General features: G+C 71.2%; 35 protein-coding genes. 2 read left to right on the top strand and 33 right to left on the bottom strand.

What is annotated here, in order from left to right; genetic code table 11:
* Window positions 1–18: 18 nt before the first annotated feature.
* The 30 genes from M1P99_RS12775 to M1P99_RS12630 all read right to left on the bottom strand — a co-directional run bounded on the left by M1P99_RS12775 (window position 19) and on the right by M1P99_RS12630 (window position 14,755).
* Window positions 19–300, bottom strand: a complete 282-nt coding sequence (locus M1P99_RS12775; protein ID WP_304452869.1) for a hypothetical protein — start codon at window positions 298–300, stop codon at window positions 19–21.
* Window positions 297–776, bottom strand: a complete 480-nt coding sequence (locus M1P99_RS12770; protein WP_304452868.1) for a hypothetical protein — start codon at window positions 774–776, stop codon at window positions 297–299. The genes M1P99_RS12775 and M1P99_RS12770 overlap by 4 nt, the downstream gene beginning before the upstream one ends.
* Window positions 773–1,477 carry an ATP-binding protein gene (locus M1P99_RS12765; protein ID WP_304452867.1) on the bottom strand — a complete coding sequence of 235 codons (705 nt, stop codon included), beginning with the start codon at window positions 1,475–1,477 and terminating at the stop codon, window positions 773–775. Before M1P99_RS12765 ends, M1P99_RS12770 begins: the two co-directional genes overlap by 4 nt.
* Window positions 1,470–2,603, bottom strand: a complete 1,134-nt coding sequence (locus tag M1P99_RS12760; RefSeq protein WP_304452866.1) for a hypothetical protein — start codon at window positions 2,601–2,603, stop codon at window positions 1,470–1,472. Before M1P99_RS12760 ends, M1P99_RS12765 begins: the two co-directional genes overlap by 8 nt.
* Entirely contained in the window at window positions 2,603–2,911 is a 309-nt protein-coding gene (locus tag M1P99_RS12755; protein ID WP_304452865.1) for a hypothetical protein, read from the bottom strand. Before M1P99_RS12755 ends, M1P99_RS12760 begins: the two co-directional genes overlap by 1 nt.
* Window positions 2,912–2,967: 56 nt before the next feature.
* Window positions 2,968–3,165: a hypothetical protein gene (locus M1P99_RS12750; RefSeq protein WP_304452864.1), complete on the bottom strand. Its 198-nt coding sequence runs from the start codon at window positions 3,163–3,165 to the stop codon at window positions 2,968–2,970.
* A 71-nt stretch (window positions 3,166–3,236) separates the two neighbouring features.
* The gene (locus M1P99_RS12745) at window positions 3,237–3,578 is read right to left on the bottom strand and encodes a hypothetical protein (protein WP_304452863.1); all 342 of its coding nucleotides are present in this window, start codon (window positions 3,576–3,578) and stop codon (window positions 3,237–3,239) included.
* A 49-nt stretch (window positions 3,579–3,627) separates the two neighbouring features.
* Window positions 3,628–3,930 (bottom strand): hypothetical protein, encoded by a 303-nt coding sequence (locus tag M1P99_RS12740; protein ID WP_304452862.1) that lies wholly within the window; start codon window positions 3,928–3,930, stop codon window positions 3,628–3,630.
* A 16-nt stretch (window positions 3,931–3,946) separates the two neighbouring features.
* On the bottom strand, window positions 3,947–4,132 hold the full coding sequence (locus tag M1P99_RS12735; protein WP_304452861.1) for a hypothetical protein: 186 nt from the start codon (window positions 4,130–4,132) through the stop codon (window positions 3,947–3,949).
* Window positions 4,129–4,389 carry a hypothetical protein gene (locus tag M1P99_RS12730; RefSeq protein WP_304452860.1) on the bottom strand — a complete coding sequence of 87 codons (261 nt, stop codon included), beginning with the start codon at window positions 4,387–4,389 and terminating at the stop codon, window positions 4,129–4,131. Before M1P99_RS12730 ends, M1P99_RS12735 begins: the two co-directional genes overlap by 4 nt.
* Entirely contained in the window at window positions 4,386–4,697 is a 312-nt protein-coding gene (locus tag M1P99_RS12725) for a hypothetical protein (protein WP_304452859.1), read from the bottom strand. The genes M1P99_RS12730 and M1P99_RS12725 overlap by 4 nt, the downstream gene beginning before the upstream one ends.
* A complete protein-coding gene (locus tag M1P99_RS12720) occupies window positions 4,694–4,837 on the bottom strand; it encodes a hypothetical protein (protein ID WP_304452858.1) in 144 nt (47 codons plus the stop codon). The genes M1P99_RS12725 and M1P99_RS12720 overlap by 4 nt, the downstream gene beginning before the upstream one ends.
* Window positions 4,834–5,802 carry a hypothetical protein gene (locus M1P99_RS12715; protein WP_304452857.1) on the bottom strand — a complete coding sequence of 323 codons (969 nt, stop codon included), beginning with the start codon at window positions 5,800–5,802 and terminating at the stop codon, window positions 4,834–4,836. The genes M1P99_RS12720 and M1P99_RS12715 overlap by 4 nt, the downstream gene beginning before the upstream one ends.
* Entirely contained in the window at window positions 5,795–6,337 is a 543-nt protein-coding gene (locus M1P99_RS12710; RefSeq protein ID WP_304452856.1) for a hypothetical protein, read from the bottom strand. Before M1P99_RS12710 ends, M1P99_RS12715 begins: the two co-directional genes overlap by 8 nt.
* Complete coding sequence (locus M1P99_RS12705) at window positions 6,330–6,713, bottom strand: hypothetical protein (protein WP_304452855.1); 384 nt, start codon at window positions 6,711–6,713, stop codon at window positions 6,330–6,332. Before M1P99_RS12705 ends, M1P99_RS12710 begins: the two co-directional genes overlap by 8 nt.
* A complete protein-coding gene (locus M1P99_RS12700; protein ID WP_304452854.1) occupies window positions 6,710–7,060 on the bottom strand; it encodes a hypothetical protein in 351 nt (116 codons plus the stop codon). Before M1P99_RS12700 ends, M1P99_RS12705 begins: the two co-directional genes overlap by 4 nt.
* A complete protein-coding gene (locus M1P99_RS12695; RefSeq protein WP_304452853.1) occupies window positions 7,060–7,581 on the bottom strand; it encodes a hypothetical protein in 522 nt (173 codons plus the stop codon). Before M1P99_RS12695 ends, M1P99_RS12700 begins: the two co-directional genes overlap by 1 nt.
* Entirely contained in the window at window positions 7,578–8,552 is a 975-nt protein-coding gene (locus M1P99_RS12690; protein WP_304452852.1) for a helix-turn-helix transcriptional regulator, read from the bottom strand. Before M1P99_RS12690 ends, M1P99_RS12695 begins: the two co-directional genes overlap by 4 nt.
* The gene (locus M1P99_RS12685) at window positions 8,536–8,862 is read right to left on the bottom strand and encodes a hypothetical protein (RefSeq protein ID WP_304452851.1); all 327 of its coding nucleotides are present in this window, start codon (window positions 8,860–8,862) and stop codon (window positions 8,536–8,538) included. The genes M1P99_RS12690 and M1P99_RS12685 overlap by 17 nt, the downstream gene beginning before the upstream one ends.
* Window positions 8,859–9,146: a WhiB family transcriptional regulator gene (locus M1P99_RS12680; protein WP_304452850.1), complete on the bottom strand. Its 288-nt coding sequence runs from the start codon at window positions 9,144–9,146 to the stop codon at window positions 8,859–8,861. Before M1P99_RS12680 ends, M1P99_RS12685 begins: the two co-directional genes overlap by 4 nt.
* Window positions 9,143–9,844: a hypothetical protein gene (locus M1P99_RS12675; RefSeq protein ID WP_304452849.1), complete on the bottom strand. Its 702-nt coding sequence runs from the start codon at window positions 9,842–9,844 to the stop codon at window positions 9,143–9,145. The genes M1P99_RS12680 and M1P99_RS12675 overlap by 4 nt, the downstream gene beginning before the upstream one ends.
* The gene (locus M1P99_RS12670) at window positions 9,841–10,575 is read right to left on the bottom strand and encodes a hypothetical protein (RefSeq protein WP_304452848.1); all 735 of its coding nucleotides are present in this window, start codon (window positions 10,573–10,575) and stop codon (window positions 9,841–9,843) included. The genes M1P99_RS12675 and M1P99_RS12670 overlap by 4 nt, the downstream gene beginning before the upstream one ends.
* 51 nt (window positions 10,576–10,626) lie before the next feature.
* The gene (locus M1P99_RS12665; RefSeq protein WP_304452847.1) at window positions 10,627–11,175 is read right to left on the bottom strand and encodes a hypothetical protein; all 549 of its coding nucleotides are present in this window, start codon (window positions 11,173–11,175) and stop codon (window positions 10,627–10,629) included.
* A 2-nt stretch (window positions 11,176–11,177) separates the two neighbouring features.
* Window positions 11,178–11,423, bottom strand: coding sequence for a hypothetical protein (locus M1P99_RS12660; protein ID WP_304452846.1), 246 nt, complete (start codon window positions 11,421–11,423; stop codon window positions 11,178–11,180).
* Window positions 11,423–11,845, bottom strand: a complete 423-nt coding sequence (locus tag M1P99_RS12655) for a hypothetical protein (protein ID WP_304452845.1) — start codon at window positions 11,843–11,845, stop codon at window positions 11,423–11,425. The genes M1P99_RS12660 and M1P99_RS12655 overlap by 1 nt, the downstream gene beginning before the upstream one ends.
* A complete protein-coding gene (locus M1P99_RS12650) occupies window positions 11,842–12,078 on the bottom strand; it encodes a hypothetical protein (protein WP_304452844.1) in 237 nt (78 codons plus the stop codon). Before M1P99_RS12650 ends, M1P99_RS12655 begins: the two co-directional genes overlap by 4 nt.
* Window positions 12,075–12,716, bottom strand: coding sequence for a hypothetical protein (locus tag M1P99_RS12645; protein WP_304452843.1), 642 nt, complete (start codon window positions 12,714–12,716; stop codon window positions 12,075–12,077). The genes M1P99_RS12650 and M1P99_RS12645 overlap by 4 nt, the downstream gene beginning before the upstream one ends.
* On the bottom strand, window positions 12,709–13,542 hold the full coding sequence (locus M1P99_RS12640) for a Rad52/Rad22 family DNA repair protein (protein ID WP_304452842.1): 834 nt from the start codon (window positions 13,540–13,542) through the stop codon (window positions 12,709–12,711). Before M1P99_RS12640 ends, M1P99_RS12645 begins: the two co-directional genes overlap by 8 nt.
* Before the next feature lie 173 nt (window positions 13,543–13,715).
* The gene (locus M1P99_RS12635; protein WP_304452841.1) at window positions 13,716–14,291 is read right to left on the bottom strand and encodes a hypothetical protein; all 576 of its coding nucleotides are present in this window, start codon (window positions 14,289–14,291) and stop codon (window positions 13,716–13,718) included.
* On the bottom strand, window positions 14,288–14,755 hold the full coding sequence (locus M1P99_RS12630; protein ID WP_304452840.1) for a hypothetical protein: 468 nt from the start codon (window positions 14,753–14,755) through the stop codon (window positions 14,288–14,290). The genes M1P99_RS12635 and M1P99_RS12630 overlap by 4 nt, the downstream gene beginning before the upstream one ends.
* 45 nt (window positions 14,756–14,800) lie before the next feature.
* Between M1P99_RS12630 and M1P99_RS12625 the strand changes: the two genes are divergently transcribed.
* The gene (locus M1P99_RS12625; protein ID WP_304452839.1) at window positions 14,801–15,082 is read left to right on the top strand and encodes a hypothetical protein; all 282 of its coding nucleotides are present in this window, start codon (window positions 14,801–14,803) and stop codon (window positions 15,080–15,082) included.
* Window positions 15,083–15,099: 17 nt separating this feature from the next.
* On the opposite strand, the gene M1P99_RS12620 is transcribed toward M1P99_RS12625, so the two are convergent.
* The 3 genes from M1P99_RS12620 to M1P99_RS12610 all read right to left on the bottom strand — a co-directional run bounded on the left by M1P99_RS12620 (window position 15,100) and on the right by M1P99_RS12610 (window position 16,529).
* Window positions 15,100–15,303 (bottom strand): hypothetical protein, encoded by a 204-nt coding sequence (locus tag M1P99_RS12620; protein WP_304452838.1) that lies wholly within the window; start codon window positions 15,301–15,303, stop codon window positions 15,100–15,102.
* A gap of 671 nt (window positions 15,304–15,974) precedes the next feature.
* The gene (locus M1P99_RS12615) at window positions 15,975–16,184 is read right to left on the bottom strand and encodes a BldC family transcriptional regulator (protein ID WP_304452837.1); all 210 of its coding nucleotides are present in this window, start codon (window positions 16,182–16,184) and stop codon (window positions 15,975–15,977) included.
* A gap of 30 nt (window positions 16,185–16,214) precedes the next feature.
* On the bottom strand, window positions 16,215–16,529 hold the full coding sequence (locus M1P99_RS12610) for a helix-turn-helix domain-containing protein (protein ID WP_304452836.1): 315 nt from the start codon (window positions 16,527–16,529) through the stop codon (window positions 16,215–16,217).
* 398 nt (window positions 16,530–16,927) lie between these two features.
* Here M1P99_RS12610 and M1P99_RS12605 point away from each other — a divergent pair, with 398 nt between their 5' ends.
* The gene (locus M1P99_RS12605) at window positions 16,928–17,128 is read left to right on the top strand and encodes a hypothetical protein (protein ID WP_304452835.1); all 201 of its coding nucleotides are present in this window, start codon (window positions 16,928–16,930) and stop codon (window positions 17,126–17,128) included.
* Window positions 17,129–19,096 lie beyond the last annotated feature (1,968 nt).

Here is a 19,096-nt window from a genome sequence, read left to right as displayed (position 1 = left end):
GGATCTTGTCGTGGATGGTCATGGCTGGTCTCCCTGCTTCGGGAACTTCTTGCGGAGGTGGGTGAGGTAGCCGCTCACCTGCTCGGGTGTGGCCGGGCCTTTGCCGGGGCGGTGGGCGGCCGGTGGCACGGGCCGCACAGCTGGCACGAACCGCAACCCCAGGGCGGCCAGCTCGACGAACAGCGACTCGGCGAACGGCTCCGGGTCGGCGCGGTCGGCGTAGGCGGTGTGGTCGCGCTCAGCGACGCGGCGGGCCATCAGCTCGATGGCCTCGGCGCGGGCCTGCTCCCTCGTGGTCACGTCGGACTCGCCTCCTCAGCGGTGTCAGCCGCGGTCAGGTCGATCTCGATCCAGTCGACGTCGTCGTCGCCGAGGAGCAGGCCGACCTCGGTCGGCTCGTACACGGCGCCGGTACCGCCCGGGTCGACATCGGTCAGCGTCACCCGGAGGTGGCCGTGGCCCTCGGCGATGAGCACACCGAGTTCCTCGTGGAGGTCGGCGGCGGTCATGGCGGTTCCCTTCGTCGGGGCCGGCGCCTGGGCGGCGGGCTGGGTCCACCCGAGGGTGAGCAGGCGGCCGATGATCCGGCGGGCGGTGGACTCGGCCGTGGGCGTGGCCCCGTAGATGGGGCACGCCGCCGGGTCCTCCAGGCGGCTCACGGTGACCTCGTCGGCGACCTCGATCTCGATGGCCGCGCGGCGCACCGCGTGCTCGACGGGGTCCTCGCCCTGGGCGTAGGCGTGGCGGGCGATGCCGTCCTCGATGTGCTCGGTCACGTCGTCCTCCGGTCGGGGCCGTCGAAGTGGTAGCGGACGGTCATGCCGAGCAGCCGGGAGGCGATGCGGTCGTCGCACACCTGGGCCAGGCCACCCGGCGGGATGTTGCTGGTGAAGACGGTGGGCAGCATGTGGGTGTCGCGGTGGTTGACGATCCGGTAGGTGATCTCCTCGGTCCACACCGAGTCGCTCGCGGTGCCCAGGTCGTCCAGGAGCAGCAGCGGGATCGTCATGATGCGGCGCATCCGGCGCTCGCGCTCCAGGCCGTCACCGGCCCCGGGGCGCAGGGCGGCGAACAGGTCGGGGAACGTCGACCCGATGAATCCGAACCGGTGCGGGCCGGACAGGGCGATCCGGCGGATCGCGGCGTAGGCGGCGTGGGTCTTGCCGGTGCCGGTGTTGCCCCACAGCAGCAGCGACGGCGCGGTCGTGGGTGAGGCGGCGACCTGGTCGGCCCACGCGAGCACGCCGGGGTGGTCGGTGGTGGCGCCCGTGTACCGGGGCGGGCAGGCGGCGTCGAACCGGCCGAGCGCGGACAGGACGCGCTGCCGGTGGTGGTACTCGGGGTGGCCGGGCTCGTCCGGGGACGGGCCGTCGGCGACCGCGCCGGGTGTGGTGTCCTCGCCGCGTTCGGCGATGATCCGGGACAGGCGGGCGAACAGGTCGCCGCCCCTGGTGGTCAGGGTGGTGGGTTCAGACATGTGTTCCTCCGTTCATCCACGAGCCCGCCTGCGGGAACGGGTCGGGGTCGCCCTGGAAGGTCTGGTTGCGGTAGGGCTGGCGGCCGTTGCGGGCGGCCAGGGGCGCGGGGTGGTCCTCGTCGTCCCAGCGGCCCTGGTTCAGCCAGGTCGCCGGGTGCGGGATGAACTTGGGGTCTGCGCGCGCCTGGGCTGTGGCGAACCGGTGGGTGGCGTCGATGATCACCTGCGGGTCGACGGTCTTCACGGCTGTCCTGAACGCCTTCTCCGCGGCCTTACGGCCGACCTTGCGCGGGTAGGCGCTGTAGAACTCACCGAAGCGGGCGTTGCGTTCTCGGGCGATGACGGCCTTGGTCGTGGGGTCGTGCTCGGGAGCGGAGCGAGCGTCGGGGTCTTCCTGCGCGGCCGGGTCGGCGGCGTGCGGGCCTCCCCCCGCACCCCCCTGCTCCCTGTCACCTGCTACCTGCCACCTGCCACCTGCAAAAGCGCTGATCTGTTCGGGCGAGTCTGCGCGCGGCGCGGACTCGTCTGCGCCGATCTGCGTAGAGCCGTTGACCTGCGTGTTCTCTTGCCCCTGGTCGGGTTCGGCCGTGGGCGTCCCGTTGGTGGGCTCGTGGGCGGCCGCCGGGCCGCTCTGGGGCGGCCGCATGCCGGGCGCGGACTCCTGCGGAGCGCCCTCCGGGGCGTCGCGGGTGTCCGATTCGCGGCGCCCCGCTTCGTCCGAGCCGCGCGCGGACTCGTGTGCGCGGGGCTCGGACGAGTCCGTGTCGGGCTCGGTAGGGTCGGCGTCCTCCGGCGCGGGCAGGCGCGACGGGACCTTCGCGGCTTCCAGGCGCTGGTGCTTGGAGAGCTTGGGCAGGAACAGGTACGGGTCGCCGTCCGCCACGTACGGGACGATTCGACCGGCGGCGGCCAGCTCGGCGAGCAGCCCGTCGATGGCGACGTCGTCCAAGTCGTCGTCGTAGGGGAAGCACTGGCCTTTGATGTATCGGGGGTCACCTTGCACACGAGCGTGCTCGTCGGCGAAGTTCCACAGGGCGATGTAGAGCAGGCGGGCGTCCCGGCTCAGCGACCGGGCGAGCTTGCGGTCAGACCAGAACTCCGGCTTGGTGGATCGGATGCGGGCCATCAGCGACCCCAGTGCCGGACGCGCTGCCAGACGGTCGCCGGGCGCCACCGCAGCCCGATCGTGCACACGCCCCGGTCGTGGTAGCCGTAGCGGTCGCACCAGTCGCAGGCGTCGCCGAGGCGCCACAGGGCGCGGCAGGTGTCGCACCTCCACAGGTCGCCCTGGTCGCCGTCGGCGAGGGTCTCGGTGTGGCTGTGCGGGAGCGTGCTGTCCGAGCCGTCGACCGGCGCAGGCAGGGACCAGGTGACCTCACGCGTCGGCAGGTCGCACTTCTGCTGCTGGGATGGATCGCGGCGGCGTACCCACATCGCGGGCCTCCTTCCTAGGTGGTTCGGGTGTCGGGAGTGAGCCACGGCAGGGCCGTTCAGCTCTCCTCGTCAGGCGGCAGTAGGCGGGACCCGCAGGGCGCCACATTGTTCTGGTGAACGACCGCCGACTCGGTCCGGAAGTCGTCGCGCTCCTTGGGCGTCATCGCCTCCCACTGGGCGCGATCGACCTCGACGACGTCACAGACTGTTTCGAGGCCCGACTCGACGAACACCTCGATGCGGACAGGTTTCATACGTCCTCGTTTCCGTGTGGTCCGCGCCCGCCGCGGAGTCGTGTCACGCGGCAGGCGCCTGGGTCAGTGGGTCAGGTCTGCGAGCGAGGGATGCGGCGCTGTGCCCGCACCACGGCGGAGGCCGCCGCCAGCCCGTCCGGGCCGGGGGCCTGGACGTTGACCACGTGCGTGGCCTCGCCCCACGTGCGCGACCGCGGGCTGGCGGCCATGTGGGCGGCGGCCAGCGCGAGGGTCGCGTGGATCTGGCCTTCCGCGGCCAGGGCGGCGCCGGTGACCGGGTCGCCGCCGTCGCCATAGGTGTAGTGGTGGGCTCGGTCGGCGAGGCGCTCGGCCTCAGCGACGTGCTGCTCGTAGTCGCGGACGTGGGCGTCCCGCGGGTCCGGGCGCTTCTCGATCCTCTTGGCCTTGGCCATGTCGTCCTCCAGATGGTCAGGTTCGTCAGGTCAGTCGGGGCCGGCCGTGTCAGAACGGGAGCGTGTCCGCGGTCTCCCAGTCCGGGCAGTGGGTCTTCAGCCCGCCGGTGATGTCGATCCCCTGTCCGCAGGACTCGTCGGTGACGTTGCGGTCGCAGTCCTGTCCGGGGATGCAGCCGCCCCTCTTGCCTCCGGCGGGGGTGTGGAAAATGCAGGTCTTGCAGCCGTGGTTGTCGGGGTTCTTCCAGCACCGGCCGATGTGGACGGTGGCGGGGTACCGCTTGGCGTGGCCGCGAGAGCAGTAGGGGCACACGTACCGCGTGACCGTGATCTGTCGGGGCTCGGTGGCCATGTGGTCCTCCAGGTGGTCAGGCGCCGTGGTCGCGCAGGTAGCGGGACAGGCGGGCGGCGCGGCGGTCGAGGCGCCGGCGGGCGATCGGGTCGGTCTCGCGGACGCGCTGCCGGTCGATGCGGGTGAGGAGCACGCGGGCGACCGCGATGCGGTCGGCCCGGCACTCCAGGTAGAAGGCCGGAGGCTCCAGGTCGCCGGTCACTGTCCGGCCTGCTTCCTCAGGGCGTCGCCGTGCTCGCGGAACGCCACGGAGAGCTCGGTCGGCATGCCGTGGCCGGTGCCGCCGTTGGCCTGCATGTAGTCGCGGGCGATGTCCTTCATCTCGTCCATGGACGTGGTCGCGCGGACCTCGGCCACCCAGTCACGTCCGGCCGGGGCCGGAGGGTCGAGCAGGGTTCCGCTCAGGAGCGCGTCCATGGCGTCGGTGAAGTGACGGTGGTGCGCACGGTTGTCGGTCATGAGGTGGCCTTCCGCTTGGTCGGGATCATGGTGATGACCTCCACGGGCACACCGTCGTAGCTGCCGGTGATGCTCAGGTGGTCGTAGTCGCCTGCTACGGCGTGGGTGACGGGCCCGGCGCCGAGGACCCGCTGCCATGCGGCCAGGCCTTCGAGCTGGGCGCGCTCGTCGTTGTCGGCGAACACGTGCCCGTACAGGCCCGGCTCGTCAGCGGACAGGGTCCACTCGGCGGGCGAGGCGTCCTCGACGACGAGCGCGAGCAGGGTCTCGGCCAGCCTCTGCTGGCGTAGGCGCTGGTTGACGGTCATGGGGTCACCACCAGGAGAAGGTCGACGGGGCCGCGCGGCCCGAGCGCGGCCTGGATCAGGGCGAGGGTGATCACGAACGAGCAGATGCCGGCGAGGACGGCCTGGCCCCAGGACGGGGACCAGCGGCGGTGCGGGTTCACTCGCCCTCACCGCCTTCGGCGCGGTCGCGGTGCGGGCTGCATCGGCCGTCGTGGCCGATCCGACGCGCGCACGCGTACTCGTCGCCGCTGGGCAGCTCACGGGTCGCCCCGCAGTGCCGGTACTCGTCGTCGTCGCTGGGCTCGACGTCGGCGCGCGTCGGGGTCCCGGCGGGCGCCTTCTCCCCGCGGTCGGTGTCCTCCAGGGCGTTGACGCGGTCGATGACGGCGGCCAGCTGGCCGGCCAGCGCGTGCTCCCGGCACGGCTCGGACTCGATGGGCTGCCCGCACATGCCGCTGGGCGTAGGGGCAGCGCACACGTACCCGCCGGGGGCAGCCTCGTCAGACCACACGACGGGCCCCAGCTCGGCCTCAGCGCTGCGGACGCGGTCGTCGAGTAGCGCGAGTCGGGCCTGGTCTTCGGCGCGGTCACGCTCCAGCCGCCCCATGTCCTTCTCCAGCTGAGCGACCCGATGTGCGGTTCCCTGTTGCCGCACAGTCAGGCGCTCGGCCCGTTCGGAGGTGAGCGCCTTGCCGAGCTCTCGCACGACCAGGTCCCGGTCGCGGGTCACCTTGGCGAGCTGCTCGCGGAGCGCCTCTACCTCGTCGTCAGCGGCCGGGGCCTCGTCGTCGGGCAGCACCGACAGGGCGGTGATGGCCTCGGCTGGGGTATACGGGGTGCCAGGCGCTTCCACCGCGGCTTGGGCGGACCGGTGGCGCATGTTCAGGGCGGCATGGCGTGCACTCGCGCGAGCGATCGCTTCGACCTCGTCGGGCGACAGCACCCGGTACCCGGTGAGCCCGGCGGCGGCCAGAACGGCCTCGACCAGAGCCACGGCGTCGAGCCCGACGGGGACCTTCACGATCGCGACCCGGTTGCCCTTGGCCAGGGAGATGCGCCCGGAGTCGACGACCATCTCGTCGCCGTCCTCATCCGTGTAGCGGTACGGGAGCTTGACGTCAGCCACGGCCGACCTCCTCGACTTCGGCGGCCTCGCGGGCCAGGTAGTACGTGGACAACGGCACTTCCTCCCACACGACGCCGAGGCCGAGCTGGGTCGCGATCTTGTCGGGAAGCTCCTTGGGCCAGCCGACGTACAGGTGTCCACCGAGGACCTCGACGGAGGGGTGCATGAGTACGTGGCCTGCGAGGCAGTGGTCCGGCATCTCGCCGGGCAGGAGACGGCGGCCGTTGGCGTGCGGAATCCCAGCCAGCTGTTCGTCGATCTTCTTGCCGTGCTTGGTGCGCAGGTTCGGGACGATGGCGTCAGGGTGCCGCCGGTCGACGCGCCACCCATAGGGAGTCGCGTCAGGGTGGCTGTTCCGGACTCCGATGACCCGCCCGGTGCCTTCGTCATGGGCGTAGACCTCGGTGTCGGGGTGGCAGCCTTGCTTGTCGAGGAACGCGGCGAGGGCGGCCTTCCGGTCCTCGACGGCCTGCTTCAACGCGGTCGAGTAGATGGATGTCGCGGCCTTGGTGGCGCGGTAGACGACCTCAACCACGGCTGGCCTCCTTCTGGCGGCGGTGCGCGCCGCGGCGACGCGCGGGCAGCAGTTCGGGGTCCTCGTCCGCCCACGCGGTCTCACCCGGCATCAGCAGCGCGCCGATGAGCGCCTCGCGCCGGGCCGCGGTGAGGTTCAGCTCGGTGGGTCGGCCGTCGGCCGTAGCCAGGGAGACGACTGCGGACCCGTCCGGGTAGAAGGTGACCTCTTCCTCCCAGACCAGCTCCCGGCCGGTGACGCCGATCTCGGTCGGCCAGGACACCCCGCCGTGCGCGGAGGTGTAGTGGTTCCCGGGCGGGTGGCCGGCCTCTCGGCCGCACACGACCTCGACGCCCTCGTGGGTGTGCGGTGATCCGCACTCGCGCAGCCGGTTCATGGCGCCCCTCCCATCTGCGCGAGACCGACCTCGGTCTTGTGCGCGGAGAAGATCGACCGGCCCACGTCCACGCGGGCATGCAGCGCCCGCAGGTGCGCCTTGTGCACGTACACGGTCGACTCGGCCAGCGACCAGGTACGCCACAGGGCGTCGCACGCCTCGGTCGCCTGCTGCTTGCGGTCCTCCACGGACCCGGACGCGTTCCGGAACGCGCGGGAGTAGGCGATCTTGTAGTCGCCCTCCGCGGCGATGCGGGTGGCGTCGAGCTCGCCGAGCTTGGCCACGGCCTTGTCCAGTTCGCGGGACAGGTCGGCCAACTGGTTGACGACGGTCTGGATGGCGCCCATCAGATGCCCGCCTCGCCGTCGACCTCGTCGTCGCGGGCGTGGTCGAGCGCCTCGGTCAGGCCCTGGGCGACGGTGTCGAGTTCGTGCCGGAGCTCCGTCATGGTCAGCTGCTCGGTGCGGTTCACCCTGCGGATGTAGGCGCCCCAGTGCTTCATCGAGGCGGTGAGGCGGGCGGCCTCGATCGCGTGGAGCATGCCGCCGGTCAGCGCGAGGGTCTGCTCGGCCAGCTCGACCTGGCCGTCCTCGGTGAGAGTTCCGGTCGCGGTGCGCTGGAGGAAGAGGGCCCGCTGGGCCTCGCGGATCGTGTCTTCCTGTTCAGGGCGCGCGACCTCCACGGAGGCGATGCGGGCCTTGACCCACAGTCCGGCCTCGCTGTCGGGGGCAGGGCTGTTCTTGTCGTCCTGCTTGAGTTCGACGATCGCCATGATGCGCAGGCCGGGTGTGGTGTAGAGCTTGGCGACGTAGGGCTCCAGGGCGGCCTCGGCGGCCGAGCCGAGCTTCGGGTCGATCTTGAGCTTCATGCAGCGTCCTCGGTGGTGGTGTGGGCGGTGGGCTGGAGGACTACGTCGAGGCCGACGGCGGCGGCGTAGTCGTCGAGGTTGTCCAGGTTGGGAGCGGACTTGCCGGACTCCCAGGAGCGGATGGTCTGCTCGCTGTAGCCGCCGCGGGCGGCGAGCTTGGCGACGGACAGGCCCATGGCGGTGCGGGCCGCCTTGAGCTGGGTGATCAGTGGGTGCGGCTCGGACACGGGCCCTTCCTTCGGTGCGGGGACGGCGCGGACGGTGAGTGGCTGGCCGCCGAGGTGGCCGGTGAGGGTGATGTGGGACAGCCCGTCGGGGTAGCGGTAGGTCCGCTCGGGCCGGTCCTCGTCGAACCACAGCACCCACTCGGCCATCCAGTCCTTGACCCACCGCAGGGGCGGGTTACCGCGGCCGTGCAGGGCCGCGTCGACGAGGTCGCGCTCGGGTGCGCCGTGCGCGTAGGTGTAGGTGACCGTGGACCCGTCCGCCTCGACTCGGCCGGCGGCCAGCGAGGGGCGGGCGGCGAGCACGGCGTCGATGGTGCGGTCCGGCCGCTCCGGGGTGCCGGACGGCCCGAGCAGCTGCTCGAAGTCGTCGAGGATCGCGACGGCCCGGTCGGCCATCTCCTGGTAGCCCATCGGGCGGATGCCGCTGGCGGGGTCGGGGCGGCGCGGGCATCCGGCGTGGTCGCGAGTGCACCAGTGCACGCCGAACGCATCGCAGGTTCCGTGGAGGTGGGCGGCCGCGGCCAGGCCACGCGCGAGCGCGTTGAAGGCGTGCGCGGTGGTCCGGCGTCCGGCCGTGGACTTCGCGGGGAACTGGAGGCTGTCGCCCTTGTGGCCGGCCTCCTGGCCCGCCCCGGCAGCGATGGCCAAGAGTTCGGCGCGCGAGTGTCCGGTGAGCTGCAGGATGTGCAGCGGCACCGCCACCCGCAGTCCCTCCACGAGGGCATCGTCAACGTCGGCTGCCACGGTGCCACCCCCCGTCGGGCATGGCGGGCAGGACACGGACCACGAGCGGCTTGCCACCCATGTGACCGCCGAGGGTGGCGTAGTCCAGGCCTTCCACCTTGGTGATGCGGTGGATCTGTCGGGCGCCGGCGTCCAGGGCCGCGCGCCACTCGGGCAGCCACGCCTGGATGTCGTCCAGCGTGGGCAGGGTGTCGTCCGGGGCGGCGTCGTGCGTGTAGGAGTAGATGACGCACGCCCCCTCACCCGTCGGCCGCACGGACCCACGGTTCAGGTACGGGCGGGCGGCGAGGAACTCGCGGATGGCGGTCATGCGGCGGACCTCGCTCTCGCGGCCCGGATGCGGCGCCGGCGGACGGCCTTCTGTTCGTCGCCGTTCAGGCCTCCGCGCACCCCGCACAGCTCGGTCGGCGACCCCTCCAGCGCCTCGTCCAGGCACTCGGTCCGCACCGGGCAGCCAGCGCACACGTCCTTGGCCTTCTCCTCGCGGCTCTCGCGCTGGTCACCGCGCTCACCCGGTGCCCCGAAGAACAGCCAGAGAGGCAGTTCCCGGCAGGCGGCGTCGTCGCGCCAGGCCTGGTCTCGCAGGTCCCTCATGCCGCCACCCCCCGAGCCCCTTGGGGCTGAGCAGCCGGGTCATCGAGCTCGTCGTCGTCCCACGCCATCGGCGGCGGCCACCCTGCCTCGGTGGCGAACCGGCGGGCCCGGCTGGCGGCAGCGCGCTGGCCAGGCGTCGCCTGCGGGGGCGCGGTGTCCCACAGCCGGTCGTAGAGGTCGATAACGCTCTGGTGGGTGGCCAGCGACACCCGGGTGGCGTGCAGCCACCGGCTGATCGTGGGCTGCTGGGTTCCCAGCAGGGCGGCCAGACGGCGCTGTGACCAGCCGATCCTGATGAGCGCAGCGAGACGGCGCTGTGTCCCTGTCGCGTCCACCACGGTTCCGGGTGCGAGCTGGTCCGCGTGCTGCATCAGGTCGATGTCCAGGGCGAGGATCGCCGCGGCGGTGGTCGGCCGCACTCTGCTTGCCGGGGCCCGGCGGCCGCGCGGGTAGAGGATGCCGGACACCGAACTCTTGCTGACCCCGGCCAGTCGGGCGACCTGCTGCCAGCCGATGCCGCTCTCATTCAGGCGCCGGATGTGCTCGCGCGCTGGTGCGGCGTCCGTGAAGGGCTTCCACTGGCCGTAGGCGATCAGCCGCGACCGGCGGTTCTCGTAGGCGCGCAGGGCCTCGTGGCACACCGGGCAGCCACAGCGGTCGGCCTTGGCGCGCATGAATCCGTGCGGGCGTTCGCTCACCGTGGCACCTCCGCCTCGTTCTCAAGGCGCTGGCGGAGCTCCGCCAGTGTCAGCGAGTGGGCCTCGCCGCGGCGCACCTCCCGGAGGATGGTGACGGGCTTGCCCAGGTGGTCACGGATCCCCTGCTCGGCGGCTTCCGCTTCGGCGAACCCGGCGGGGTCGTTGGCCCACAGGGCCGACCAGTGCTTCTTGCCGGCGCGCACGCACCGGCCCCAGCAGTTGTTGTGGTCGGCCCACCGGTACAGGCGGGGCGGGGTGATGCCGAGGTCGCGGCACCACGCGAACATGTCGTCCTTGGTCAGGTGCGGCGGCTCGGTCATCGGGAACTGGACCTGCCAGGGCTCCCAGCCCTTCCGGGTGCCGGGCACCCGTCGTTCCTCGGTGTGGTCGTAGCCGACGTAGAGGACCGTCTCGTCCGGGTCGGCGTTGGCCTCCAGCCACCGGCGGCAGGGCGCCTGCTTCAGGAGGTGCGAGCAGGGCGCGAGCCGGGAGTTGCCGAGGAATCGGACGTCGCGGAACACCTCGAAGGGCGTGCGGCCGTCGGACACGATGACCGGCTCCACTCCCAGGTGGCGGGAGGTGTCGGCGACGAAGCGCCACAGGTCGGGGTCCTCCGCGCGCGAGTCGGCGGTCAGCAGCACCAGGTCGTCCGTGCCGTAGCGTTCGGCGACGCGCATGGCGGCAGCCCACGACCCGATACCGCCGGAGTACTGGACGATGTGCCGGGTCATCGCGTCCCCTCCGTGTTCTCGACGGGCGGTGTCCGCCCGGTCTTGACGTGGCTATGCGGCATCGGAGTCGGTCCTCTCGGCGGGGTGCTGGCCGGCCTCCAGGACGGCGGTCAGCGTGGACTCGGGCATGTCGGCGAGTTCGGCGACGTCGTAGGCGCGCGCCTCGGGCTCGGGCTCGTCGGGCTTGTAGCCGACCTTGCGCTCGCAGGTGCGACAGGGCGTCTCGCGGTTCCTGATGTGCCGCTGGTAGGCGGCGAGGGTGCCGTGGCTCGGCGGCGCGGTCTGGCGCCGCTTCGGAGCGGGCTTCTCGTGGGCGGGCTCGGCCGGGGCCTCGTCGGCGATGTCGAGCATCGCGATCACGTCCAAGGCGGCGGCGACGTCGCGCCGGTGCGCAACCCAGTCGCCGCACTGCTCGGCGGTCCCCGGGCAGTCGTGCCGGTTGGCCAGGCGGCGGACCATCCACCGCGCGGCGTCCTCCTCCTGCGCGGGGATGGGTGCGTCGGATCCGGCGCACAGCGCCCGCTCTCGCCCCTGAAAGTCGGAGGTCCGGGCTGGCTTCTCCGGCCGGTCGGCCTGGCGGATCTGGTGTTCGAGTGCCATGGTCATCGCCCCCAGCCGGTACGCATGATGAGGTAGAACAGGTCCCGGTCCAGGGCCGCCATGACGATGTCGTCGAACTCGTCCTGGCCCTCGGGGTCGATGTCGGCGATGCGCTCGGGGTGGCCCGGCATGTCCTCATGCAGGGCGGTGCCGAGCAAGTGCCGCCGCCATCCCGCGGCGTACTCGTGCACGCTGATCTCGGTGTCGAGGATCCGGCGGTGTATGCGCCTCCAGGTGCGGTCGATCATCAGCGGCCTCCCTGGGAGATCGAGCACGGCGAGGGCTGCCCACACCGGCAGCAGGGCGCGCCCGGTGTGCGGCCATCGTCTGGCCGGTGCTGGGCTCGGTCCACGTAGTCGGCGACCGACCACATCAGGTGCAGGACCGTGGAGTCAGCGCTGCGCTGGTGGGCGACGAGCAAGGTGCCGACCTGGCTGGCCATCGCGAGCAGCACGGCGGTCACGTCGTCAGGGGCCACGCCCGTGATCTCGGTGATGGCAGCGGCGATCTCGTGTGCGTGCCCGTCCATGTGGGCGTCGGCGCGGCCCGTGGCGGCCTGGCGCGCACGCTGCTCGCGGACGATGTCGAGCAGCCGCTCGGGCGCCCACTCGGTCAGGACAACCGCGCCCCGCTCGGCGGCGAGGGCACGCAGTCGGTCTTCGGCACTCACAGGGTGCCCCCCGTCTGCCGGTCGGCGGGCACGGCCCGGCCGGTTCCGCAGTGGCCGCACCGGATCGACAGCTTCGTGTTGACCTCGCGCAGCCCGCGGTTCTCGTTGCGCAGGTGGTACAGCTCGATCTGCTTCTGGTCCTGGCGGGCCGCCGTGGCGAACCAGATGAAGGCCGCCAGGACGGCCGCGCCGCAGAGCAGGCCGCTGCCGAAGGTGAGGGCGAAGACGGTCATGACTGGCCTCCTGGGGGAAGCGTTCCGGTGGGTTCGTCGGTCGGCGCGGGCTCGGGGGTGCGCTCGATCTGCGGCACCAGCGACTCGCCGACGCCGGCCAACTCGCCGCGGTGCCACGCCTCCAGCACGGCCTCTTCCGCTCGGTCGCCAGGCGTGAAAGTGAACGCGCCGGTGACCGGCGTGTGGTCGACGTCGGCGACCTTGACGACCTCGCCGGTGCTGTGGTCGGTGAGGTGGCCGTCGTCGGAGAGGGCCTCGTCGAGCTTCTTGATGAAGGCCTTGCGCACCGACCGGCGGAGAAGGTCGGGCCGGGTCTCACGGATGACGTCGAGCAGGTCGGCGTCCTCCAGTGCGGCCGGGTCGATCTCCTCGACCAGCTCGGCCGGGGCGGTGCGTTCGACCAGGTCGACGAGCGCTTCGGTGTGCCACGTGACCTTGCGGCGCGGGCCGCTGATGGTCAGGGATCCGGCGGACTCGCCTGCGGGCATGAGCACGTCGAGGCTCTTGACGCCCCAGGTGTTGCGCATGTCCTTGAAGTGGGCTTCTGCGTCAGTGCGGGCACCGTCGTACTCGGCGGTGACCCGGTCCTTGAGGACGCGGAGCGCGGCGACACGGGCGGGGTGGGACAGGTCAGGCATTGCGGCCTCCTCCTCGGTACGGCTGGGTCTGGGGTGCCTCTGCGGCGGCGTCTTGGGCGGCAGCAGCCTGCTGCGGAGTCGGACCGGCGGTGAGCTCAACGAGCCGGGCTTTGAGTGCACCCTTGAGCTGGTCCGCCCACTCAGGCGCGAGTCCGGCCCGCTCCTCCTCGTTCACGCGGCGGCTGATGGCGTTGAGCGTCGCGTGGTCGGGGGCGTCGACGATGTCGTGGATGAGGGTGTCCATAAGCAGGGCGTCGTCCTCGTTGCTGGGCACGTCGACGGGCCCGGTCTGCTGGGTGATCTCCAAGTCCTTGGGCGGGTGCGCCATCGACCAGATGACGGACGCCTGCGCCTTGAGGTCGTCGGGGCCCTTGCGGTACAGGCTCAAGCCCAACTGGTCGCCCAGGTTGACGGCGGCGCGCTTGAGGGCGCCGGTCAGCGAGGCCTTGAGTGCAAGGTCGTGGGCTGCCCCATGGGTGACCTGCTTGGATGCCTCCTCGACGGCGCCGTCGTCCCAGAAGCCCAGGACGCGGCCGTCGACGGTGCGGACGATGAGGCGCACCTGGGCCCGGTAGGTCGCCCAGAACCGCGTTCCGCCCTTGGACTCCTCGCTGGGTGGGATCGTCCGGGCCATGTCGCGGATGCAGGTGGACTCCAGCGTCACGACGGACCATCCACCGAACCCGAAGATGCGGATCAGCGATCGGCGTACGTCCCACCCCTGCAGGTGGGCGTTGCCCCGGTGGACTTGGACGCGGGCGGGGTCGATCGGGCGGAACAGAACGTCGATCTGGTAACCGGTCAGGTCCTTGGGGCCGGCCTCCACGTGTGGGGTGGCCGGACCGGAGGCGGGAGCGATGGGGGCCTCCGGTCCGGCCTGGGAACCGGACGCAGGGCGGGTCTTCGGGCTGGATCCCCCCAGGGGGCCCTCTCCTCCCTTACTTCCTGGCGTGGGCTTCCCCGCTCGCGCGCCAGGTGAGCTTGACGTCCGGGACATGGTCAGTACTCCTTCGTGATGAGGTTCAGGGCAGCGCGGTGCGCGCCGGTAGCGATGGTTCGGATCCTCAATGGGGCCTTGGGCCAGACGAGGGCGAAGCCCGCCTGGGTGACGGCGAACCCGTAGTCGCTGGCCTCAGCCCACACCTGAAAGAAGGTGTCGGCGGGGCGGCCCGCGCGGACCGCCGAGTCCGGCGACGGAAGGAAGCCGTGCCCGCAGTCGGGGTCCGGGCAGGTCCGGGCGGACATGTCGACGGGGCGCTTGCGGTAGTGGTCCATGGACCCGGCGAGCATCGGGCAGGCCTTGATCGCGTAGGCGGCGCACTCGGGGTGCATGCCGGGCTCCATCACGTATCCCCGGGCCCGGTCGGAGGCGCGTCCGAGCAGGACGTACCGGTCGGTGTAGAGCGGCTCGCCGTCGATCTGGCACTGGTGCATCTGCAGGGCGCGGACCCGGCGCGCCTCGGAGACCTGCCCGAGGTGGTGGCCGCGGTCGGACTCCAGGGACACCCATGGCACGACCAGTCCGCCGACGGTGGGTCGGTGCGCGAGGCGCGCGGGGATCGGCGGGGCGCTCATCGCAGGCCGTCCATCTGCAGGAGTTGCATGGTCGGCGCCGGGGCGTCCTTCACCCATCCGGCGTACTCGCGCACGTCCGACTCCCACGCCAAGGTGCGCGGGGTGGGCGGCGGCCCGTCTGGGCGCTCGGCCTTCCCGAGGGCGACGAGCACATCCCGGTGGGTGCGCTCGATCAGGCCACGGTCGGTGAGGCTGCGGATCTCACGGATCGGGTCCCAGCCGGTGAGGACCACCGGACCCGCGTAGGGGAGGCCGACGGCGCCGAGCGCGAGCAGGACACAGGAGCCGACCGTGTTGCGCGGGTAGCCCTGCGCGTGGCCGTCGTCGTTGGTCCACCCGGCGGCGAGCACGGAGGTGGCCAGTCGCACGCGTGCGGGCCCCTCGGGTCCGACCTCGGATCGCAGGTCGAGGTCGCGGTCGTGGGCGGTCAGGGTGCCGTCGGCGGCGATCACGATGTACCTCACGGCGCTCACCGCCCCCCAGCGCGGCGCATCCGCCGCAGGTAGTCGGTGCGGATCCAGGAGTTCCACGTGGTTCCCGCCTCGGTAAAGGTCACGTGGACGGCGATGCCCCAGCCGGGGCGGCGGGCGTCCCCGCGCGCGGCGGCCGCGGACGGCAGCACCGACCAGGCGGCGTCCTCGTCGGCGCCGGTGGTGCCGCAGGGAACCCGGCTGGCGTTTGTCGCGGGTGATGACGCCGCGCATGCCGGTGGCGGTGTGGACGACGTGGGAGCCGAGTGGCCAGCGGGCTCGCGCGATGGCGACCCTGTCGGCGATCTCGGCCTCGCGTGAACGCAGGCGTGTGGTGGTCATGGGGTCCCCCCGTGGTTGGCGACGGACACTCCGACCCCGGCGGCGGCCGGGTCTAGGCGCACCCAGGCGTGGCTGTCGTCGGTGGTCGGGTAGCGGATGAGGATGCGTCCGTCGTGCTCGATGGCCTCGACGACGCCGGTGATGTGGGCGTCGACCTGGTCGCCGACGACGGCGTCCGGGGCGTGGGTGTGGTGGATCACGACAGGGCCTCTTCGATGTGGTCGAGGACGTGATCGGTGTCGTCGAGGGACGGTCTGGGCGCGGTCGTCGACGTCCGCTGGGATTGGCGCCGGGGCGGGTGTCGGGCTCGGTGCGTCGCAGCCGAGACTGGATGCGGATGCGCTCAGCCATCGGAGCTCGCCCCCTCGGGGCGCCGGTCGACCATCGCCCAGATGCGGATGTCCACGCCGCCGGACTTCGCGGTGGTCTCCACGTGGGTCCACATGTCCGTTCCGGTTGCGCTTCCGCGTGACCTCGGAACCGAGCACGGTGGCCCACGCGGTGATCTCGCGGCTGGCTTCCCTCGTCGGATTCGCTGGAGACCTGGCCGATCGCCTGTTCGGGGACGTGGTCGTAGATCGTCCAGCTCACGGGCGGCATGTCCGGGGTGGGAGGCCGCGAGGCTCGCGATGGCGGCCAGGGTGCGCGCCTGCCGCTGCGTGGTGGTCATCTCCTGTGGGGCGGCCGGTACGGGGATCGTGGGGGCCGGGGTGAGGAGCTTCTCCAGCTCGGCTCCGGCCTGCACGATGAGCTGGTGTGCGGCGCGCACGGTCTCGGCGCGCGGGTGTCGGCTACGTTGTCCATGGCCCTGTCTCCTGGGTTGGGGCCTCGCCCCTGCCGGGTCGCATCCGGCGGGGGCCTTGCTGTGCCGCTACTTGGCGGTGTTGTGGCGGTTGATCAAGTCCTCGACCTGGTCCGCGAAGAACCTGCGGTGACCGGCTGGGGTGCGGATCGAGTCGAGGAGTCCGCGTCGCGCCCAGCGGCTGACGGTCTTGGCGTCGACTCGGAAGAGCTCGGCGACCTCGTGCGGCGCGAGCAGGCGGGCGGGCTTGTCGACGGTGATGTGGGTCTGTGTGGCCATGGCCCTCTCCTGGTGGGGCCGGGCCGCCGGTCACCCGGCGGCGGGGATGGTGAGGCGCCGTCGCGGCCGCAGCGGGGTGGCTTCCGGAGCGGTCGGCGGTGTGGTGGCGGCGGTGGGCCGTTTCGTGCGGGGCCCCGTCGCGCGGGCGGGCGGCGACGGCTCGGCCTCGGGCCGCTCAGCGGTGATGCGGATGATCTCGGCGAGGTCCTCGTCGGTGAACCGGTACTCGCCAGAGAGTTTGTGGAACGGGATAGCGCGTGCCTTGGCCTTGTCCTTGAGCCAGGACTCCCGGCACTGGAGGATCTCGGCGGCCTGCGCTGGGGTGTACACCGCGGGAAGGCTCATCGGCTGGCCTCCGGTATGTCCCTCGTCGGACTGGTAGGTCTCGGCCAGCAGGCCCTCATCGGTGACAGCCCAAGGTGTCCTTGAGGCGCTTGTAGAGCGCCGGACTGGGGCGTCGGTCGCCCCACTCCAGCCGTACATGTGCAGTGGCGTGACACCCATCTCCCGCGCCAGCGCGGGGACGCTGAACCCGGCCAACTTGCGGTGGCGCTCCAGTGATGCTCTGTTGGAGCTTGAGGTCTGTCATAGCTCAATATTGAGGCCTAGCTTGAGTCTAGGTCAGCTGTACCGACGAGTAACTTCAAGATAGATTCTATGAGACGACCATAATTTGAGGTAAGCTTGACCTAACTAGGCCAGATATAGACGCGATCTAGAATCTAGTCGGCTATCCTGTAGCCATGCCTTCACCCGACTTCAGCTACCTCGTCGACGCCATGGACCGGCGCCGCGACGAGCTAGACCTACACGTGGAAGAGGTGATCCAACGTGCCCAGATTTCGACTCAGACCTACTACGACCTGCGAATAAGGCAAGGGGCGCCCGAGGCGCAAGACCCAAGAGGGATCGAGCACGCCCTGGAGTGGGAACCGGCAGTGTGAAGGACGCCCTCGCCGGCACGCCGCCACGCCCCCTCGCCAGAGAGCCGGACACCACACCGCCCCCCCCCCCGGACGCCGACGTCGCCCCGCGATGCAGCCCGCCCCCCTCGGCCGCCTGGACGGCCAACCCCATGCCTCCCAACGAGACCCTGGAGTGGCGCGGAGTGGCGCGCCCAGCCGGGAAGCTCTACTACACCCTCAAGATCGTCTTCGTCCCCCCCCACAGGCGCAGACGCTGGCGACTGGGGAAGCAGACGTCCATGCCGGTCCCGACGGCGTGCCACGCGAGAAGGTGGTGTCCGAGATGAGGGATCACATCATGCGCATGCGTTTCGGAGGGTGATCGGATGACTGCCGTTTGCGCAGGTCAATTGCCCGGATTTTACTTTTCGCCCTTCCGAACGCCTGTCCAATGTGATCTGTGCCACATACAATGATGCGACCTTCCCCGGCCAAATTGGTTCGGACGAAAGGTCGCAATGAGTAGTGCGTCCTCCCCAAAGGACACGGCGGTCCCGCCCACCGTCTACGTCCGCCCAGCGTCACTGTCCCTGTCCGCACGAGTAGCCCTGAGCGAGCGATTCGACGCCATCTGCATCGACCCTCCAAGTCGGTTGCCCGGCCGTCGAGGTAGTGGAGGAGGTGATCCACCAGTCCCCCGACGTGGTGGTGAGGCACTGGATCAACAACTTCGGCGTCTGGGTGCCGATCACCCTCGTCCGGAGAGACCCCTGGGCCTATCTGGGGCACCTGCGCCACGTGCGCGTGTGCGATGAGTCCGTCCCCGAGGGACTGCGCGACCCTCGGCACACGTACAGCCAGCCACCTGCCGCCAGCCTCATCCGCACATCAGCGGGCCAGGGGGCCGCTCGTGAACGTGCCCGGCTCCAGTACAGGACACGACGGTCCCGTCCACCGTCGACCTTCAGCTCGGGGCCTGGCCGACGGAGTTCGTCCCAGAGGAGCTGCGCGACCCGACCCACCAGTACTGACCGCCGCCCGCCCGCACTCCGGGCCCTGACCAGATACGCCCCCTCCAACCGGAGGGGGCGCTCTACTACCCCCAACAGGAGAGGCCCATGGCCTTCGTGGAGAAGCGCTCGTCCAAGAAGGACGGCGACTACTACCGCGTCCGCTACCAGACAGCCGACGGCACCTACGCCACCGCGTCCCGCGATGACCAGGGCAACCGATGGACTCGCAAACGCGACGCCGAGAAGTGGGGCACAGAGAAGGAAGCCAAGATCCGAATGGGCTTGGACGCCGAGTCCGCCCCCTCCGTAGTCGAAGCCGCCCGGCGCTTCCGCCAGCAAGACGGCATCACCTTCGGCCAGTGGTCGAACACCTGGTACCCGCTCCAAGACGTCGGCATCTCCCACCGAAGCGGCCTGCGCAACCACCTGGAGAACCACCTCCTCCCCCATGAACCGCACGGCCCCGACGGTCCGATGTGGGCGGACATGCTGCTCGCCGACATCACCTCGGAGCAGATCACCGAGTTCAAGCGGGTCAAGCGGGCCGCCGGGTACGCCGAGTCGACCATCCGCGGATACTGCTCCACGCTCTACACCTTGTGCTCCGACGCGATCGAGGCGGGACACCTCACCTCCAACCCCGCCGAGGTCAAGTCCAACCGCGGCCGCCGCTCGGGCACCGGACGGACGAAAGGCACCCGTGGACGGGAGCGGGTGACCACCGACGCGCTCGGCGCGCTGCTGCTGTCCGAACGGATGGCGCTGCTGAGTGGTCGGGACGAGGAGTTCATCGCCGGCATCACGATGTACAACGCAGGCCTCCGGTTCGGCGAGATGGTCGGCCTCGAACGGGAGTACTGCCGTCCGGACGAGGGCCTGATTCGCGTGGAGTGGCAGCTCTACGAGCACGGCGGCGACTGGTACCGGCAGGCGCCCAAGGACGACTCCTTCCGCGACATCGCCATCCCGAAGTTCGTGTGCGAGCTGCTCCGGC

Source organism: Nocardiopsis sp. YSL2 (assembly GCF_030555055.1).
GTDB lineage: Bacteria > Actinomycetota > Actinomycetes > Streptosporangiales > Streptosporangiaceae > Nocardiopsis.
This window is presented reverse-complemented; position numbering and strand designations above follow the sequence as displayed.

Excerpts from the sequence above, each read along its gene's own strand:
- M1P99_RS12765 (WP_304452867.1), bottom strand. The coding sequence starts at position 1,477 with ATGTCTGAACCCACCACCCTGACCACCAGGGGCGGCGACCTGTTCGCC.
- M1P99_RS12760 (WP_304452866.1), bottom strand. The coding sequence starts at position 2,603 with ATGGCCCGCATCCGATCCACCAAGCCGGAGTTCTGGTCTGACCGCAAG.
- M1P99_RS12755 (WP_304452865.1), bottom strand. The coding sequence starts at position 2,911 with ATGTGGGTACGCCGCCGCGATCCATCCCAGCAGCAGAAGTGCGACCTG.
- M1P99_RS12750 (WP_304452864.1), bottom strand. The coding sequence starts at position 3,165 with ATGAAACCTGTCCGCATCGAGGTGTTCGTCGAGTCGGGCCTCGAAACA.
- M1P99_RS12745 (WP_304452863.1), bottom strand. The coding sequence starts at position 3,578 with ATGGCCAAGGCCAAGAGGATCGAGAAGCGCCCGGACCCGCGGGACGCC.
- M1P99_RS12740 (WP_304452862.1), bottom strand. The coding sequence starts at position 3,930 with ATGGCCACCGAGCCCCGACAGATCACGGTCACGCGGTACGTGTGCCCC.
- M1P99_RS12730 (WP_304452860.1), bottom strand. The coding sequence starts at position 4,389 with ATGACCGACAACCGTGCGCACCACCGTCACTTCACCGACGCCATGGAC.
- M1P99_RS12725 (WP_304452859.1), bottom strand. The coding sequence starts at position 4,697 with ATGACCGTCAACCAGCGCCTACGCCAGCAGAGGCTGGCCGAGACCCTG.
- M1P99_RS12705 (WP_304452855.1), bottom strand. The coding sequence starts at position 6,713 with ATGAACCGGCTGCGCGAGTGCGGATCACCGCACACCCACGAGGGCGTC.
- M1P99_RS12700 (WP_304452854.1), bottom strand. The coding sequence starts at position 7,060 with ATGGGCGCCATCCAGACCGTCGTCAACCAGTTGGCCGACCTGTCCCGC.
- M1P99_RS12695 (WP_304452853.1), bottom strand. The coding sequence starts at position 7,581 with ATGAAGCTCAAGATCGACCCGAAGCTCGGCTCGGCCGCCGAGGCCGCC.
- M1P99_RS12685 (WP_304452851.1), bottom strand. The coding sequence starts at position 8,862 with ATGACCGCCATCCGCGAGTTCCTCGCCGCCCGCCCGTACCTGAACCGT.
- M1P99_RS12680 (WP_304452850.1), bottom strand. The coding sequence starts at position 9,146 with ATGAGGGACCTGCGAGACCAGGCCTGGCGCGACGACGCCGCCTGCCGG.
- M1P99_RS12670 (WP_304452848.1), bottom strand. The coding sequence starts at position 10,575 with ATGACCCGGCACATCGTCCAGTACTCCGGCGGTATCGGGTCGTGGGCT.
- M1P99_RS12665 (WP_304452847.1), bottom strand. The coding sequence starts at position 11,175 with ATGGCACTCGAACACCAGATCCGCCAGGCCGACCGGCCGGAGAAGCCA.
- M1P99_RS12660 (WP_304452846.1), bottom strand. The coding sequence starts at position 11,423 with ATGATCGACCGCACCTGGAGGCGCATACACCGCCGGATCCTCGACACC.
- M1P99_RS12650 (WP_304452844.1), bottom strand. The coding sequence starts at position 12,078 with ATGACCGTCTTCGCCCTCACCTTCGGCAGCGGCCTGCTCTGCGGCGCG.
- M1P99_RS12645 (WP_304452843.1), bottom strand. The coding sequence starts at position 12,716 with ATGCCTGACCTGTCCCACCCCGCCCGTGTCGCCGCGCTCCGCGTCCTC.
- M1P99_RS12635 (WP_304452841.1), bottom strand. The coding sequence starts at position 14,291 with ATGAGCGCCCCGCCGATCCCCGCGCGCCTCGCGCACCGACCCACCGTC.
- M1P99_RS12615 (WP_304452837.1), bottom strand. The coding sequence starts at position 16,184 with ATGGCCACACAGACCCACATCACCGTCGACAAGCCCGCCCGCCTGCTC.
- M1P99_RS12610 (WP_304452836.1), bottom strand. The coding sequence starts at position 16,529 with ATGAGCCTTCCCGCGGTGTACACCCCAGCGCAGGCCGCCGAGATCCTC.
- M1P99_RS12605 (WP_304452835.1), top strand. The coding sequence starts at position 16,928 with ATGCCTTCACCCGACTTCAGCTACCTCGTCGACGCCATGGACCGGCGC.